The organism is Serratia sp. JSRIV004 (assembly GCF_019968705.1).
GTDB lineage: Bacteria > Pseudomonadota > Gammaproteobacteria > Enterobacterales > Enterobacteriaceae > Chania > Chania fonticola_B.
Genome location: NZ_CP074140.1, coordinates 5,107,901 through 5,127,382 on the forward strand (window position 1 = coordinate 5,107,901; position 19,482 = coordinate 5,127,382).

1 protein-coding gene is annotated in these 19,482 nt (G+C 53.0%); it reads right to left on the reverse strand.

Annotated elements, in window-relative coordinates; translation table 11 throughout:
• Positions 1-51 precede the first annotated feature (51 nt).
• Positions 52-19,413 carry a non-ribosomal peptide synthetase gene (locus KGP21_RS24360; RefSeq protein ID WP_223536381.1) on the reverse strand — a complete coding sequence of 6,454 codons (19,362 nt, stop codon included), beginning with the start codon at positions 19,411-19,413 and terminating at the stop codon, positions 52-54.
• Positions 19,414-19,482: the final 69 nt, after the last annotated feature.

Consider the following 19,482-nt stretch of genomic DNA (forward strand, 5'->3'; position numbering starts at 1 on the left):
GATAGCATGCTGGGCAGGTAATAAAACCCCTGCCCAGCGCCAAGAAAGCAATTAGCGGATGTGGCTAATCAACTCATCCTCCTTTTCCAGCAAGGTAAAGTGACAGGCTGCTATTTCAAACAGCTGTAGCTGGGCGATGTTTTCAACACCAGTATCAACGTTGTTAAACCGGTATTGTTGATACCCCTCATTATCTATCTCCTCTGTCGCCTTAAACAACACGATCTGCGTATGTTTTAATACGGCAGAGAGTGGCTGTATATTCAACAATTTATCACTGACGACAACCGATTCGACATTATGTCTTAAATAATGTGGGATTTGTAACCGCGCCATCATAGAGTCCAGGTTAAAGGATGACTCATTGCGCAGATAATGATCTTCACTTAACAACCAGGTATCCAGCAGATAGACAGTGATCGCCTTAACCCCACGCGCTTCTAAATAGGCCGCGATCTCCAGTGCAATCTTCCCGCCCAACGACCAGCCTAATAAAGTGACCGGTTGGCTGACATCAAGAATGCGATCGATATGCTCCAGATAATAACGTGCCAATTCATCAAGCCGCTCGATCTTCTGCTCATGATAGAAGTTGTATGAGTCAACCCCATAACAGCAGTAGCGCTCACTCAACCTATTGGCCAAGGATTGATAGACAGAACAGTTCCCCATCCCAGGGTGAACCATAAACATCTGCGGCTTTTGCGTTACCGTATTAAATGGCACGATCACCTCAAAGGACTTCCCTTGAGCCTGTGTAATTACTTGCGATAACTCGCCTAAGGTGCGTGCATTGATAATATCAAGCAGACGAATTTTCACCCTCAGCACCTGATTAATCCGGTTGTTCAGCCTCATCGCCAGGATGCTGTTGCCGCCCAGTGCAAAGAAGTTATCCTCCATGCTGATTGCCTCAAATGACACTTGCAACGTATCAGCAAGCAACTCGCACAATGTTTTTTCAACCTTGTTTTCCGGCGCCACGTAGGACACGGAATGGGTTATTTGCGGTTCAGGTAACAACCTTCTGTTCAATTTACCGTTTGAGGTCACCGGCAGCGCCGTCAAATGAACGAATACGCTAGGCACCATATAATCTGGCAGGGTTTCCCGCAGATGAGCGCATAGCTTTTCGGTGGAAATTTCCTGCACGGCAACATAATAGGCCACCAGATATTTATCGTTGCTACCACGCTCACTGGCGATCACCACCGCATGATTAACGTCCGGATAACTGGCCAGGCGCGTCTCGATTTCGCCCAGCTCAATACGGTAACCGCGCACTTTAACCTGGAAATCATTGCGGCCCAGATATTGGATATTGCCATCGGCTAAATAGCGAACCACGTCGCCAGTTTTATACATCCGGCCATTGTAACCCCGTAGCTTTTCCTCATTGCTCTGGAATGGATTGCTCAGGAAAGCTTTGTCCGTCAATAGCTTATTATTCATGTAACCTCTAGCGACACCGACGCCACCAATGAATAACTCGCCAATTGCCCCCGGTGGAATGGGTTGCAGTTGTGCATTCAGCACATAGGCGGAAGTATTGTCTATCGGCTTACCGATTAACACATCCTTGATGGAGCGTGCGTTACAGTCGTAGAACAGCACATCCACCGTCGCTTCCGTTGGACCATAGAGATTGTGGATCTGGCAATGCGGCAGTAAACGCTGGCATTTTCTGACTTCCCCCACGTTTAACGCCTCTCCGCTGCAAAACAGGTAGTTAAGGCTGCCCAGTTTTGCCTGCAACGCGTTCTGCCCCTCCAGGGTTTCAAGGAATGCCGATAGCATTGAAGGGACGAAATGGAGCGTCGTTACCTGCTGCTGTTCAATCAGTTCTGCCAGATAAACATTATCTTTGTAGGCCTCCTGCGAGGCAAAAACGGTACAGGCCCCGTACCAGTTAGCCCAGAACAACTCCCACACTGAAACATCGAAGGTGTAGTTGGTCTTTTGCAAGATACGATCCTGCGCCGTGATCGGATATTGTTTGTGCATCCAGACAATACGGTTGATCACACTGTGATGCTCTAGCATGACGCCTTTAGGATTGCCCGTGGTGCCGCTGGTATAGATGATGTAAGCCAAATCGCTAGACCGCACCGATGAAGGCTGGTTTTCACCTGGGTAGCGGGCAATATCAGCTGACGTTGCCCGATCGGCGACATCAATAACGGTTCTGCCGGTTGCTGCTAGTGCAGCGGCTTTCTCATCGCCAGGGTTTGCCGTCAAGATGATATCGATACCGGCGTTTTCCAGCATGTAGCTCACCCGGTCATCCGGTGCCAGCGGATCCAGTGGTACGTAAGCGCCCCCCGCCTTGAGAATGGCCAGTATCGCGACCTGCATATGCTCAGAGCGGTTTAGACACAGCGCCACCAGATCGCCAGTGCGGACAGCAAAGCGTTCTCTCAAGTAAACCGACAAGCGGTTAGCCCGTTCATTTAACTGCCGATAGGTCAGGCTCACGCCCTCAAACACCAGTGCGATATTCTCTGGGGTCCTCGCTACCTGCGCCTCGAACATTTCGTGGATCGTCATCTCCCGTGGGTAGTCGCATTCGGTGCGGTTCCCCTGGTAGATGATTTGCTCATATTGCGCCGTATCCAGGTACTGAAGCTCCGCAAGGGAACGCCCCTGACTGCACAGCGTTCCCAGTTGGCGCAGGATATGCCGATAGGTCGCAATGTAGTTCTGCATCGTTTGCCCGTCGAACAGGGCCGTCGCATAGTTGAAGACGCCACCTATCGCCTCTTCACTGTCGTCCATCATCACGGTCAAATCGAACTTCGCTGCCCGATACGCCCCTTCTTGCGCATCATACTGCTCAAACAGGCTTTCTCCTTCGGTGCGTCCCGCTGCGCCAAACGATTGGAGACTGAACATCACCTGGAAGATCGGGTGCCTTGAACTGTCCTTTTCCGTTTTCAGCACTTCCACCAGTTTTTCAAAAGGCAGGTCCTGATGGGTATGCGCTTCACTGACCTGCTGCCCCGTTTCGCCAATAAATTCTCTGACCGTTTGGCTGACGTCTATCTGCCGTCTCAGGACCAGCGTATTGACGAACAGCCCCATGGTGTCTTCCACCCCTGGGTAATGCCTGCCCGCTATCGGCGTACCCAGCACGATATCCTGCTGGTTACTGTAAACCCCCAGCAGCAGGTAATAGCCGCTCAGCAAGACCGTGTACAGGCTGACGTTCAACGAGGCGGCCAACGCCCGCAGTTCGGCACTGGTCGCCGCATCCAGCTGGAAGGTGATATCGTCGCCGCGGTAATCCAACTGCAGTGGACGCACATGGTCCGTCGGCAGGTTGAGCGGTTCATGGTCCGCCAGTTGCCCATGCCAGTAGGCCAGTTGCCTGTCCAGCGTGGCTCCTTGCAGGTGTTGGCGCTGCCACAACGCAAATTCCCGGTACTGCACCGGCGGTGCCGGGAGTTCATTGCTGGCCTCTCCGGTGAACACGCGGTAATAGTGCAGTAACTCTTTTAACAGCAGATCTACCGACCAGCCGTCAAACGCGATGTGGTGAATAACGATGCTGAAGTAGTGGGCTCCCGCCAGCGTATAACTGCTGGCCGCAATCGGGCACTCCTGCGCCAGGTCAAACACCCGGTGTTGATGCTCGTGCAGGTGTGCATGCAGCGCTTGCACGCTGTCGCATGTTTCGTGCGGTATGCTCAGTGAGAATGTCTCGGCTGGCAGGATTTGTTGATACCCCTGCCCGTCGTCGTCACACAGGATCAGGGTGCGCAGCACTTCGTGACGCTCAACCACCTTCATCAGGGCCTGGGCCACTTTCTGCGGATCGGTTCCGGCCTGCAGCTTGAGCGTCAGCGGGATGTTGTAGGCGTTGCTGCCTTCTTCATAACGGTCGATAAACCACAGGCGCTCCTGGGCAAACGACAGCCGCTGCTCCTCAGGCCGGGCGATCGACGGTGCCTGGATGACCTGGCAGCCCTGCGCGGTATTATCAATGAATGCCGCCAGCGCCCGGATGGATCTCAGGCGGAACAGGTCAGAGACATGCACGCTTTTTTCTAACGCGCGGGTCAAACGGCCCACCAGCTTGATCGCCAGAATGCTGTTGCCCCCCAGGCGATAGAAGTCGTCCAGCACGCTGAGGCTGTCCTGCGGGATGGCGAGCAGCTCGGCGAAGACCTCGGCCAGTTGCTGCTCGGTCGCCGTCTCTGGTGCCACCCGGTCTGCCTGCGCCTCAAACGTGGGGACCGGCAAGGCCGCGCGATCGACCTTGCCGTTGACGGTCATCGGTAGCGATAGCAGGTGAACAAAGGCCGACGGCACCATGTAGTCCGGCAGAACCTGTTGCAGATGGTCGCACAATGTCTCCCGTTCCAAGGGCTCCTGCGCGACGTAGTACGCCGTCAGATGGGTATGCCCCGCCGGGTTAGTGCTCGCCAGGACCAGCGCCTGCTGGATGGCAGGATGGTCGATCAGCCGGGCTTCGATCTCCCCCGGTTCAATACGGAAGCCACGGATTTTAACCTGGAAGTCATTGCGGCCCAGGTATTCGATGTTCCCGTCCGGCAGGTAACGACCCCGGTCCCCGGTTTTATAAAGGCGGGCGTTTTCACCACGGCTACGTTCGGCATCACTGCGGAACGGATTGGCAATAAACGCGTCCGCTGTCGCCTGCGGATTATTCAGATAGCCGCGCCCAACGCCAGCGCCACCGATATACAGCTCGCCAATCGCACCTTGTGGGACGGGGCGCAGGTGGCGATCCAGCAGATAAACGCAAACGTTGTTGATCGCCTTGCCGATATTGGTATTGGCATCGCCAGGTTGATAGAGCCGCGCCGTCGCCCAAACGGTGGTTTCGCTAGGCCCGTAACCGTTGATCAAACGGACTCCGGCCTCACAGTAGCGGTCAATCATCGCCCCGTCGATACACTCCCCGCCAACGACCAGCGTGGACAGTTCCAGCAGTTCATTTTGCGCCAGTAACGCCGGAGGAATAAAGGCGAACTCGATGGCGTGATCCCTGATATAGGCAGAAAGCGCGATAAAGTCGAGACGTTGCTGTTCTGGCAGAATATGCAGGCAATGGCCATTCAACAAGGCACAGAAGACATCCAGCGCATGGGCATCGAAAACATATTCCGAATACCACAGCGTGTTTAGCCTGGCAGCCTGCTCATAGCCCGTAGGCATACCTAGCAGGTCCGACTGCCCTTGCGCCAGGTTGATTAACGAGTGATGCTCAATCATCACCCCTTTTGGCCGGCCAGTGGTTCCGCTGGTATAGATGATATACGCCAAATCGTCTGGCTGCGTACGTGACGGTACATTGCTGTCGTCGAACTGCGCCAGCCTGTTGGCCAGTTGCGGGTTATCTATATCCAGCAGAGGGAAACCACAGCCAGCGATGCGTGAGCCATGATGCTGCTGCGTCAGGATCAGCACCGGTTTAACGTCGTCAACCAGCAGGCTCAAGCGCTCCAACGGTGCCTGAGGGCTAATCGGAACATAGGCCGCCCCGGCCTTGAGCACGGCCAGCATGGCAATGACCATATGGGTCGACTTATCAAAATAGAGGGCAATCGCGCTGTCAGGCTGTATCGCAAAGTTCGCCTGCAGATAAGCCGCCAACTGGTTCACCCGCTGATTTAACTCGCAATACGTCAACCGCGTATCCTGATATACCAATGCCAAAGCATCCGGCGTTCTGGCGGCCTGCTCTTCAAACATCTGACCGACCAGTTTATTTCGCTCCACGGCAACCTGTACCCGCGGCTGGTTTGCTACCAGCTGCGTATAGTTGTCCTGCGTCAGCAACGATAACGCCTGGGGAACAATGGCCGGGTCCGCGATCAACTGCTGTACGGTGAGTCGTATTCCTTGCAGCACGCCTTCAATCGCCGAACGGCTGAACAACTCGCCCGCATAGTTGATCTTGAACTCAATGCGCCCATCCTGTTCATACACCATGATGCCCAGCGGGTAATCCAGTTTTTCATCACTGTCCTCAAACTCGAGTTTGAACAGGCTCTCGCCGTTATCGGCTGGCACCGGATAGTTTTCAAACACGAAGAGCGAGTTGAACAGCCGTACCCCCGCCTTTTGCAGTGTGATCAGGCTGATATTGCTGTAGCTATTGATGTCATTTATATGGGCCTGCAGGCGTTTGACATTCTCGATGATCGCCTCATCGGTATGCGCCAGAACTACAGGCAACGTATTGATATATAAACCAACAGAGCGTTCAATCTCCTCCACCGGCAGGTTACGGCCAGACACCGTCATGCCCACAATCGTCACGTCCGCATGGCTATAAAGACTGAGCTGCTGGTGCCAGCAATACTGCATCAGCGCATTCAGCGTCACGCCATGCTGCCGCGAGAGCGCCTTCAGCCCGTGGTAAAGCTCACCAGCCAATGCGGTCGATACCGTCTGGGGATCTTGCAGGTGTTTATATTCACTTAAATTGACGTGTTTCATCTCCGGCTTTAGCAGACCGGTGAGATTCTCTTGCACCTCTAAGCCACCCAGATAGTTTTGCCAGAACTGCTCGGTTTCCTGGCTAACCGTCTGTAGCAATGCCTGAGCCTCCAGATAGCTTTGATCTTCGGCTTGCTCCGGCGCGCTTCCCTGTTGCAGAGCCAGATAATTTTGGTGCACGTCATTGAGCAAGATCGGCAGACTCCAGCCGTCCAGAATCGCGTGGTGGTTATTAAACAGACAAATGTAGTGATCGGCCGCGCACTTAACGAGATAGAGACGGAATAGCCCTTTAGCAGACAAATCGAAATGGGTCTGCTGATCCTGCTTGATGAGTTCAGCCACGGTGCTTGCTTGCGCACGTTCGTCCTGCTCACTGATATCGATAAACTGCCAACCAAAGGTGCCTTGCTTATCGACGATCTGCACAAACTCTTCCTGCCAGGAGAATCTTAGCCGCAGCGCCGGATATTTCGCCTGACTGCATTGCCACGCCCGTTTTAACAGCTCGACATCCAACGCATTGCGATAGTGCCAGACCATTTGCGTACGATAGGCGTTGTCGATATCGCCTTGCAGGACGTAATGATAAATAAATCCTTGTTGCAGGCTGTTAGCCGGATAAATCGCCGCCACCTCTTCATCCTGCTGCAGGCGCGCCAACAATTCACCGGAGACCACACCCTTAACATCAGACTCGGTGAGATAAGAGCGAGATGACCGCTTAAGCTCGTCGATCAACTGGATTAACCGTTGTTGATAAGTCGTGGCAAACAGTTCGAGCTGTTCCGGGCTGAGATCACCCTCGACCAGGAACTGTAATTGGCCATTGAGCACACCGCCGTTCAGCGCTAAGAAGTCCGTTGTGCGGTTATTCGCTGATAATGCCAGCCCCGTAGATTCCTGAACAAATGCCCACTCGCCATCCCGTTCATCACCATCGAACTGGCCAAGGTAGTTGAAGGTCACTGCAGGCAATGCCTGCGCATCATAGCCAACCAGCACGCCATAGCCTAAGCCATGGTGAGGAGGAGTTCGCAGCCTGTCTTTTATCAGCGGTAAATTGCGTACAAGGTCCCGATGCTCAACGCGCAGATTGACCGGATACATGCAGGTAAACCAACCGACGGTATTGTTGATATCCACATCGTCAAACATCGCCTCTCTGCCATGTCCTTCCAGCAGGACATACTGGTTGTCACCACCAACCACCTGCGACAACGCATCCGTCAGTACGGTCAGCAGAATATCGTTCATCTCGGTGTGATAAACATGATGAAGGTCTCGCAGCAGACAACCGGTGTGCTCTTGCGACAGGCTTATCATCGTACGATTGAGCGTCCCCACGCGATGAGAGTCCAAACGCTGGTGCCAGCCGTCCAACTCCGTGGTCAGGTTATCCCAGTAATGCTTCTCATCCCTATGGTTGTTCACGACAACGGCTGGGTAGTTTTGCAGTGAGTTGACCCATTGGCGGTAACTGGTGCCTTTCTGGCCCAGGATAGTTTGCGCATCAACCGTCACATCCAGGTTATCGCCTTGTGCAGCAAAGAACTGGTAAAGCGTGCGTAAGTCTTGGTTGATAATCCGCCAGCTGACCGCATCAATATTGAGATGGTGTACCGCCACATGGATACGCGCAGTCTCATCAGCGTAGCCTGCAATATAACCGATATGGAACAGTGGCCCTTCTGCCAGGCAAAAACGGTTCTGCCAGGCCGTCAACTGCGCATCGAGCTGATCGGCTGTGAAATCCTGTTGATTGATCGCATCAAATGGCAGCGTCTCTATCGCTTGACGATAGTGACCGACAGCGGCATCTTTCGGGTAAACGGCCCGCAAAATATCATGGTATTCAACCAGTTTAGCCACGCTCAAACGCAGTAACTCAACGTTTAACGTTGGCACTTTAACCATAAATGCCTGGTTCCAATGCCCAGCATCAGGCAACTTCCCTGACTCTACGGCCTGGAAGAACCAGCGCTGGATCGGCGCCAAGGGGAGCTCATCCGCCAGCATACCCGCCTCTGACTGGATAACCGGCAAACTGTCACCCTGACGTTGCAGCAGGTAAGTGCTCAATGCCTTGGGCGTTCTGTGGGCAAAGATGTCTTTCACCGTGAGATGGTGGCCAGATAACTTTTTGAGTTTGTTCGCCAGTTGGATACTGCTGATACTGTCCCCGCCTAAACGGAAGAAATCATCGGTGACCCCCACCGCATAATCCTTCAGCTGTAATACCTCCGCAAATACGCGGCAGATCAGCATTTCACTCTCGTTGGCTGGGGCCACGTAGTTCACCTCATCCGTTAATATCGGCAGAGGTAAGGCTTTGCGATCCAACTTATTGTTCATGTTCATGGGCAATGCCGTTAGATGAACAAACGCTGTGGGGATCATGTAGGCAGGTAAACGCTGTTGCAGATGCTCAGACAGCACATCTGCTGGCAATGCGTCTGGCGCAACATAATAGGCCACCAGGTACTTTTGCCCCGAGTCATGCTCCAGCGCCAGGACCACAACCTGTTCAATCTGTGGATATTGGGTCAGACAGCTTTCGATTTCGGCCAATTCGATCCTGAAGCCACGGATCTTCACCTGTGCATCATTACGCCCAATATAGTCAATCTTACCGTCGTTCAGGTAACGGACTAAATCCCCCGTTTTATACAGCCGATCGTGACGTCCTCGCGCTTTATCTTCTTCGCTTTGCAATGGATTGACGATAAACGCCTGATGAGTCGCCTCTGGGTTATTTAAATAGCCACGGCCTACGCAGTCTCCACTGATATAGAGCTCGCCCACGGCACCCGCAGGGAGCGGCCGTAGACAACTGTCCAGAATATAAGCGCCAGCATTGCCTATTGGCTGGCCAATGATGGTATTGCTATCGCCCGTTTGGTAAACGTTCCTGGTGACAAAGACCGTGGTTTCCGTTGGGCCATAGCAGTTAACTATTTTGACCCCCTGAGCGCTATAGCGTTCTATCACGCTGCTACTGGCTACCTCTCCACCCAGGATTAGCGTGGAAAGCGCCAATGTTTCATTGTTATTTAGCAGCGCAGGAGGCACAAAGCCGATATCAATGGCATGTTGTTTGATGTATGCAGCAAGCGCAGCGAAATTCAAACGTATCTCTTTAGACAAGACATGTAAGCAATGGCCGGTCAGCAGCGGGCTGAACACATCCAGGACATGCGCATCAAAGGTATAATTTGAATAGAAGAGGTAACTTTTTGTCGGCTCTCCGACCTGACAGATCTCCGTGCCAAAGATACTCCGCTGCGCCTCAACCAGATTGGCGACACAATGATGCTCAATCATCACTCCTTTAGGGGTTCCCGTCGTCCCGCTGGTATAGATGACATAAATCAGATTGTCAGGTCTGGTTCGGGTTGCCACATTAACCACCTGGTGGCTGGCAACCTGCGCTAACAACTCAGGATCGTCCACGCACAGCAGCGCCGTCTTTTGTGGATCAATCAGTGTGGCCAGCGTCTCTTGCGCTCCCAACTCCGTCAGCATAACGCGGGAGTGGATATTTTCTATCGTCCAGAGCATTCTCTCCGCGGGCATATCGGGGCTAAGCGGTACATAGGCAGCACCGGCCTTCAACACCGCCAGGATACTCACGATCATGCGCTCCGATCTTTCCAGGCAAAGCCCGATCAGATCGTCCGGTTGTAAAACAAACTGCGCTCTCAAGTAAGCCGCCAAGCGGTTAGCGCGTTCATTCAGTTGCCGATAGGTCAGGCTCACACCCTCAAATACCAGTGCGATATTCTCTGGGGTCCTCGCTACCTGCGCCTCGAACATTTCGTGGATCGTCATCTCCCGTGGGTAGTCGCATTCGGTGCGGTTCCCCTGGTAGATGATTTGCTCATATTGCGCCGTATCCAGGTACTGAAGCTCCGCAAGGGAACGCCCCTGACTGCACAGCGTTCCCAGTTGGCGCAGGATATGCCGATAGGTCGCAATGTAGTTCTGCATCGTTTGCCCGTCGAACAGGGCCGTCGCATAGTTGAAGACGCCACCTATCGCCTCTTCACTGTCGTCCATCATCACGGTCAAATCGAACTTCGCTGCCCGATACGCCCCTTCTTGCGCATCATACTGCTCAAACAGGCTTTCTCCTTCGGTGCGTCCCGCTGCGCCAAACGATTGGAGACTGAACATCACCTGGAAGATCGGGTGCCTTGAACTGTCCTTTTCCGTTTTCAGCACTTCCACCAGTTTTTCAAAAGGCAGGTCCTGATGGGTATGCGCTTCACTGACCTGCTGCCCCGTTTCGCCAATAAATTCTCTGACCGTTTGGCTGACGTCTATCTGCCGTCTCAGGACCAGCGTATTAACGAACAGCCCCATGGTATCTTCCACCCCAGGGTAATGCCTGCCCGCTATCGGCGTACCCAACACGATATCCTGCTGGTTACTGTAAACCCCCAGCAGCAGGTAATAGCCGCTCAGCAAGACCGTATACAGGCTGACGTTCAACGAGGCGGCCAACGCCCGCAGTTCAGCACTGGTCGCCGCATCCAGTTGGAAGGTGATATCGTCGCCGCGATAATCCAACTGCAGTGGACGCACATGGTCCGTCGGCAGGTTGAGCGGTTCATGGTCCGCCAGTTGCCCATGCCAGTAGGCCAGTTGCCTGTCCAGCGTGGCTCCTTGCAGGTGTTGGCGTTGCCACAGCGCAAATTCCCGGTACTGCACCGGCGGTGCCGGGAGTTCATTGCTGGCCTCTCCGGTGAACACGCGGTAATAGTGCAGTAACTCTTTTAACAGCAGATCCACCGACCAGCCGTCAAACGCGATGTGATGAATAACGATGCTGAAGTAGTGGGCTCCCGCCAGCGTATAACTGCTGGCCGCAATCGGGCACTCCTGCGCCAGGTCAAACACCCGGTGTTGATGCTCGTGCAGTCGTGCATGCAGCGCTTGCACGCTGTCGCATGTTTCGTGCGATATGCTCAGTGAGAATGTCTCGGCTGGCAGAATATGTTGATACCCCTGCCCGTCGTCATCGCACAGGATCAGGGTGCGCAGCACTTCGTGACGCTCAACCACCTTCATCAGGGCCTGGGCCACTTTCTGCGGATCGGTTCCGGCCTGCAGCTTGAGCGTAAGCGGGACGTTGTAGGCGTTGCTGCCTTCTTCATAACGGTCGATAAACCACAGGCGCTCCTGGGCAAACGACAGCCGCTGTTCCTCAGGCCGGGCGATCGACGGTGCCTGGATGACCTGGCAGCCTTGCGCTTCGCCGTCAATAAATGCCGCCAGTGCCCGGATGGATCTCAGGCGGAACAGGTCAGAGACATGCACGCTTTTTTCTAACGCGCGGGTCAAACGGCCCACCAGCTTGATCGCCAGAATGCTGTTGCCCCCCAGGCGATAGAAGTCGTCCAGCACGCTGAGGCTGTCCTGCGGGATGGCGAGCAGCTCGGCGAAGACCTCGGCCAGTTGCTGCTCGGTCGCCGTCTCTGGTGCCACCCGGTCTGCCTGCGCCTCAAACGTGGGGACAGGCAAGGCGGCGCGATCGACCTTGCCGTTGACGGTCATCGGTAGCGATAGCAGGTGAACCAAGACCGACGGTACCATGTAGTCCGGCAGAACCTGTTGCAGATGGGCGCGCAACACATCTTGCTCCAAGGGATCCTGTGCGACGTAGTACGCCGTCAGATAGGTATGCCCCGCCGGGTTAGTGCTCGCCAGGACCAGTGCCTGCTGGATGGCAGGATGGTCGATCAGCCGGGCTTCGATTTCCCCCAGCTCAATACGGAAGCCACGGATCTTAACCTGGAAGTCATTGCGGCCCAGGTATTCGATGTTACCGTCCGGCAGGTAACGGCCTTGATCCCCGGTTTTATAAAGGCGGGCGTTTTCACCACGGCTGCGTTCGGCGTCACTGCGGAACGGGTTGGCAATAAACGCGTCCGCTGTCGCCTGCGGGTTATTCAGATAGCCGCGCCCAACGCCAGCGCCGCCGATATACAGCTCACCAATCGCACCTTGGGGGACGGGGCGCAGCTGTTCGTCGAGTATATACAGCTGGGTATTACTGATTGGCCGGCCGATGGGAACAGTGTAATCAAACGTCTGCGACGCCGTGTTGGTCAAATAGGCCGTGGCGTAGGTTGTCGTTTCCGTCGGCCCGTAAACATGCACCAACTTGACCTGAGGGTAAAGCGTTCTAAAACGATTAACATGGTTAACGGACACCTGCTCACCGCCGAACAGCAGGTAGTTCAACTGCTGCAAACCAGGCAGTTCAGCATCCACCAACGTATTAAAGAAGGCGGTCGTGGCAAAGAAATTGCTGATCTGACGATCGACAATAAGCTGAGAGAGGCGGTCCAAGTCCAGGATATTTGGCTTATCGGCAATCACCAATGCGGCGCCATTTAACAACGCCCCAAAGATGTCATAAATGGAGGCATCAAACTGATAGCCTGAAATACCAAGAATGCGATCCTGTTCACCGATCTCAACATAATTGGCATTAATCACCAGCCGGTTCACACAGCGTTGCTCTATCAGCGTCCCTTTAGGATATCCCGTCGTGCCACTGGTATAAATGACGTACGCCAGATCGTGGGGGCCGGTATTGCAGCATGGGTTATCTGTCGCACAGCGCGCCAAACGCGCGGTGGTTTCTGGTGCGTCAAGAGGGATAAGCATGGCGCCGGGTGCCATCAGGTCAACCCTTTGCAAAGCCTGCCGTTGGCAAAGCACCGCTTTTACCTTGGCATCCGCGATAATATAGCCATTGCGCTCATCGGGGGAGTCCGGATCCATCGGCACATAGGCCGCGCCCGCTTTCAGTATGGCCAGAATGCCAATGACCAACTGCTCACTGCGCTCAAGATAGAGACCCACGAGATCGTTGGCGCGCAGCTGGCAACATTGCTGCAAATAATGCGCTAGCTGGTTCGCCTGTTGGTTTAACTGTGCGTACGTTAACACCACGTCGTTAAATTCTACGGCGACGCTGTCTGGTGAGGCGGCCACGCGTGCTTCAAATAGCGCGGCGAGAGTTTTATCATGCTCGTAGGGCCTGCGGGTATCATTCCACTGGTGGATCATCGTTTGATACTGCGCCGCCTGCAGATAAGGCAACTCGCTTTGAGACTGAGAGGCACCCTGAACAATATTTTCTACCAGCGTCCTCATGGTGTTCAGCAACTGTTCGATCAGCACATCGTCAAACAGTTCACCGGCATAATGCAGGCTCAACGCCAGGTGCTGCTGTTCCAGCACGGTCACCACCAACGGATAATCTTGTTTCTCGTTAGCACTGGCGAAACGTAGCCGTAAATCGCTATCGATGTCCCCACTGGGCATCGGGTAGTTTTCATAGACAAACAAAGAGTTAAACAGGCGTTTTCCTGCCGGTTGTAGCTGAGCCAGATTGACATGGCTGCGGGTATTTGCCTCGTTGATCGCGTCCTGCAGGTTTTGAATCGCCGTGAGGACCGACACAGAAGCCTGATGATCGACGATCAGCGGCAGTGTGTTGATCAATAATCCTACCGTTTGATCAATACCATCCACGGGCAGGTTACGGCCTGAAACCACCGTGCCAACGATGCTGGCCGCATTGCCAGAATAAATACTGAGTACTTTGTGCCAGCAATATTGCAATAGCGCATTAAGGGTTATCGCGTTCTCGGCGGTGAACGATTTCAGCTGTTGGTAACCAGGTTCATCAAACATCAGCTGCTGTGTTTTCGACGTTTTAATGTGCTTATATTCATTTAACTGAACGTGCTTCGCCTGCCCGCACAGCAAGATATTTAAATCTTCGGGTTCATCCTGTGCTGCCAGATAGTCCCGCCAGTACGGTAAATGCTCGCTTTTGTGCGACTGTATATAACGCTGAACCTGATGGAAACCGTGGTCACATGCCTGCGGTAATGTTTCACCACGCAATAACGCCAGATAGAATTTATGCACCGCTTCAATCAGTAGCGGGTTACTCCAGCCATCCATGATGGCGTGGTGGCAGCTGAAAATGCAGCGGTAACGTTCATCCGCATTTTTGACCACATAGACACGGAAGATCCCGCTGATCGACAAATCGTAAGGCCGAGCTCGATCCTGAGCAGATAAATCAGAGAAGAAGGCTTGCTGTTGGTGCTCGCTTTTTTCACTGAGATCAAAGAAATGCCAGTTCAGTGCAGCATGGGCATCAACAATCTGCACCAACTCTTCATCCCAATTAAACCGCAGACGGAGCGTTGGATAATGCTGCTGCGCCTGCAACCATGCCTGCTTCAGACAGGCGATATCCAGCGCATTGTCATAGTCCCAGAACATCTGGGTATGGTAGGCATCGTCGACTTCACCTTGCGATAGCGCGTGGTAAATAAAGCCTTCCTGCAAACTATTGGCCAGATAGACCGACTCCAGCTCGGTATCACGCTGCAGAGCATCAAGTGTTGCTTGAGGTATTACCCCGTCGATATCTCGTGCAGTCAGATAAGTGCGGCTTTCCGCCAGCAAGCGCTCAATAACGCCTGCAATCGCCCCCTGGTAACGGCTCGCCAGGTGTTGCAATACTTCGTCAGCCAGGTAACCGGAGAGGCGTATTCTCAGTTCCCCGCCAACCACGCCACAGTTGACGCTGAGCAGATGCGCTTCGCCATTCTCATGCGCAACGGTTTGTCCGCTGTTTGTCGGGCTGAAGCACCATCCCTCCTGCTGCACCTCATCAAAGCGCCCTAAATAGTTAAAGCTAACCGGTGGCAGCTTGTCGGCGTCATACCCCATCAACGGCGCAAATCCAACGCCCCGGCGCGGGATCCCGCCAACGGTCTCTTTGACGGTCACGATCCGTTGACGCCAGTCCCCCTCGCTGGTCAAGCGGACCGGGTACATAGTGGTCATCCAGCCTACCGTACGGTTGATATCAACGCTGGTATCGAGCGCTTCTCGGCCATGGCCTTCCAACGTCAGGTACTGGGTATGCAGCCCGGTAAACTCATTGAGGATCTCAACGAAGCTGGCTAACAGAAGATCGTTAACCTGGGTATTGAACACATGATGTACCCCACCCAGCAGATGCTGCGTTAAGGTTTTGTTTAACGATAACTCGCGTTGGCTCAACGATGGCGAGGTGAAAAGCGGCGCTATCCGTTGGCGATAGTCACCTAGGCCGCCAATAACAGTACGCCAATAAAGCGTTTCCTCATTGGCTCCCTGATGGTTGGCATAATCCTGTACCTGGGCAGCCCACTGACGATAACTGGTGGGTTTATCACCCAAAATCTCAACGGGATCGCTAATACCCGCCGCGTTTCCTTCCAGCGCGCGATAAATCCTTTCCAGATCCTGTTTGATGATATGCCAACTCACCGCATCCATAATCAGGTGATGGAAAGCAAAGTGCAGCTTCGCCCGTGGCGCATTTTCGCTTGTGATATAGCCAATATGGCACAGCTTGCCGCCAAAGATATCAAACTCACTTTGCCACCGATCAAATAGCGCGATTTGTTGCTCGGCACCCATGGGTTCATCAATAACCGACAGCGGTATTTCGCCGACTTCTGATTGATAGTGCTGGCTGTACCCCCCGTTACCGTCATGCGTAAAGACCAGTCTCAGGGCATCATGATAGGCAAATAACAGCGCCAGGCTCTTGTTAAGTATGCCAATATCCAGCTGGGGGACATCCAGGACAAAGGATTGGTTCCAGTGCTGATAAGCAGAAAAAGTGCCCAGTTTGATCCGATCGAAGAACCACTGCTGGATCGGCAGCAACTGTGCAGGGCCGCTCAACATCCCCGACTCGGAGAGATGTTTGATATGACATTCATCGCCGTCCATCACAATAGTCCGGGCGAGTAAACGAACGGTTTTGCAGTCGAAAATATCTTTTACGCTGGCCGTCCCTTTTAGCCTTTGACGGATCATTCTCACCATCTGAATGGCGCTGATACTGTCGCCGCCCAGCCTAAAGAAATCGTCATTTACTCCGACATGACCCGGCTCCTGACCTAATATCTCACCATAGATCTGGCATAGCGCCCTTTCCATCTCATCGGCAGGAGCGACATAGTCATCCTGCCCGCTCAGATCGGGCAGCGGTAATGCCTTACGGTTTAATTTACCGTTAACCGTCATCGGGAACGCCGTTAAGTGAACATAGGCCATCGGGATCATATAGTCAGGCAAAGCATCCGCCAGGTGCCCAATAATCTGCTCTTTGCCCACGGCAACATCCGCAACATAGTAGGCAACTAACGACAGCGCTCCCGTCGGGAGCTTATGTGCAATGACCGCCGATTGGATAATCTGCGGAATTTGCACCAGTTGCATTTCAATTTCGCTTAATTCAATTCTGAAACCGCGGATCTTCAGCTGGGAGTCTCGCCTGCCGACATACTCAATGTGACCGTCGGCCAAGCGGCGGACAAGATCGCCGGTTTTATACAGCCGTGCCGCTTCATTGCGCTGCTTTTGCTCGTCGCTCTGGAAGGGATTGGTGATAAAGGCGCGCTCGGTCTGCTGCGTATCATTCAGATAACCCCGAGCCAGGCCAACACCACTGATATAAAGCTCGCCGATCACACCGACGGGGACTGGTGTCAGGTGTTGATCTAAAACATGCACATCAAGATTCAGTAGCGGCAGACCGATATTGAGGTTGCTATCGCCATTTTCGTAATAGTGCAACGTCGCACAGACGCTGCTTTCCGTCGGGCCATAGGCATTGATAACCGTTGTTCCCTGCGCACGATAACGTTGCATGATCTCACGATTACAAGGTTCACCAGCAACAACCAGAGTAGAGAGCGCTAAAAGGGAGTGTTTATCCAATAATGCCGGGGGAATAGTGGCAATATCAATGCGAGCATCGGCAATATATTCCGCTAACGCGTCAAAATCCTTGCGCTTATTTTCCGGCAAAATATGTATCACATGGCCATTGGCAATCGCCGTAAAGAGCTCAGAGACATGGGCATCAAAAACATAGGCGGCATACCAAAGACATTGCTTTACCGACTCCTCGCCAGGTGCCAAACCAAACGCTTCGCCCTGAACCAGCGCCAGATTGATTAATCCCGCGTGTTCAATCATGACGCCTTTTGGCTTACCTGTCGTGCCGCTGGTATAAATAATATAGGCTAACTGGTCCAAATATATGGCGATATCAAGGTTCTCTGGCTGCTGCTTAGCAACCAGATCGCGCTGAAACTGCGGGTTATCAACGGCAATAATTGGCACCTGCGGCAGCTCTGCAATCTCATTGAGATAGTTCACGCTGGCGCTATCGCCCAAGATGGCTTTAGCTTGTGTGTCCTGCAGAATAAAACTTAATCTGTTCCCGGCCTCGCCAGGGTTAAGCGGAACATAGGCAGCCCCCGTTTTGAGTACGGCAAGAATACATACGGGCATTGCTGCCGACTTTTCAAGGCACAGGGCGACGAAATCGCCGCTCTTGATCCGCAGTTCACACCTCAGGTAATCAGCCAGACGGTTGGCCTGTTGATTAAGCTGTTGATAGGACAGCGTTTGATTGCCATAGACAACGGCGTTGCGGGCTGGGTAAGTCGCGGCCATACGCTCAAATTGTTCGACAATCGAATGTTGAGGGACTTTAGCGCCAGCGCATACGTGCTGGGTGTGGTGTGGCGGCTGCGCAATAAGCGTGATGGAATTTATTGGTGTGTCTACTTCACCCGCAAGCAGCCTATCAAGCATGTTAATAAACAGATCTTTATAGAGCTCAATAAAATTCTCAACCAATGCGACATCAAGGACGTTGCGATCAAACCTGACGCGATAGTTGATACCATTCGCTAACGTCTCCTGTTCAAACAGCAGTTGATTCACCAGGTCAATATGAAAGTCGTGATTGGCCGACTCATCGACGATGCCACTAAAATGGGTCTGATGATCACGCAGGAACGTTTGGGCAAAAGCAACATCCAGTACGCCGGTGGCATCACCGCAAGCCAGGATCTCATGGACAGGTAAATATTTGGCTTTTGTCTGTTTTAATGATTTGTAATAACGATGAACACTGGCAATAACGCTACGGATCGACGCATCATCCGCAAAGCGATAATCGATAGCCAAGGTATTGATATGTGCGCCATACAACAGCTCCTTACCTTCAGAGATCGCTACCGGGAAAGCGAGCGCAACGGCTTTTTGCCCTGACATTTTGTGCAACAGCAGGGCCATGACCATTTGCCCGAACAGGTAGGTGGTCAACTTATACTTGCGCAGTAACAGCTTTACACGTCGGCTGATATCTTCATCAAAACCAAACAGTAACTCGTCGATCTGACGCCGGGTTGTCGCGGTTGCAAGCTGGCGGCCCGTTTGTAAAAAGCGTAAATCAACGCCTTCAAGATCGCACAGACGCTCGCGCCAGAACTCACGCATTTGTTCGCCTTTTTCTTGCAGAAGCGTGGCGAAATTATGGCAAAGCTGCTGGTGCATAACCCCTTGATCCTGCAGCGATGGCAGCTGATAGTCGATGCCATTATAGCGTTTACGCCACTTGTCCCAGACCTCTTCGGTACTGATGCCATCGACAACAATATGGTGAAAAATAAACAAGGTACGGTAGCGTTCTGCCCCAAGAGAAATCAAATGTATCCGTACCAGCGGGCCATTTCTTAAGTCAAAGGGGGCAGAGACTAACGCATAAATTTCTTCATCAGTTAACGCGGTGTCGTGATAGGTGACTAAATTGAAAACGGGCTCTCTCGGTACCCAAAAGGCTCCATCAGGTCCGTCTTCAATGTTATGACGGGTAATAAAATGCTCGTTGAGCAGTTGTTCAAAACTATCGTTATACTTTTTTTTGTCTATTTCGCCGACAATAGTATTGTCGATCACAATATTGTAATCACTGCGCTCGGGATCTTGTAGCCACTCATAATAAAAAATTGTCTGATAAGGGGTGAGCGTTATTTCCATATTATTCGCCATAATTATTTTACTCCTTGAGATATTCTATTTATAAATATTTTGGCTGGTTTGAGTCATAGCACGGCCAAC

What these genes read in the sequence shown, in the direction of transcription:
- KGP21_RS24360 (WP_223536381.1), bottom strand. Translation starts at nt 19,413, where the DNA reads ATGGCGAATAATATGGAAATAACGCTCACCCCTTATCAGACAATTTTT.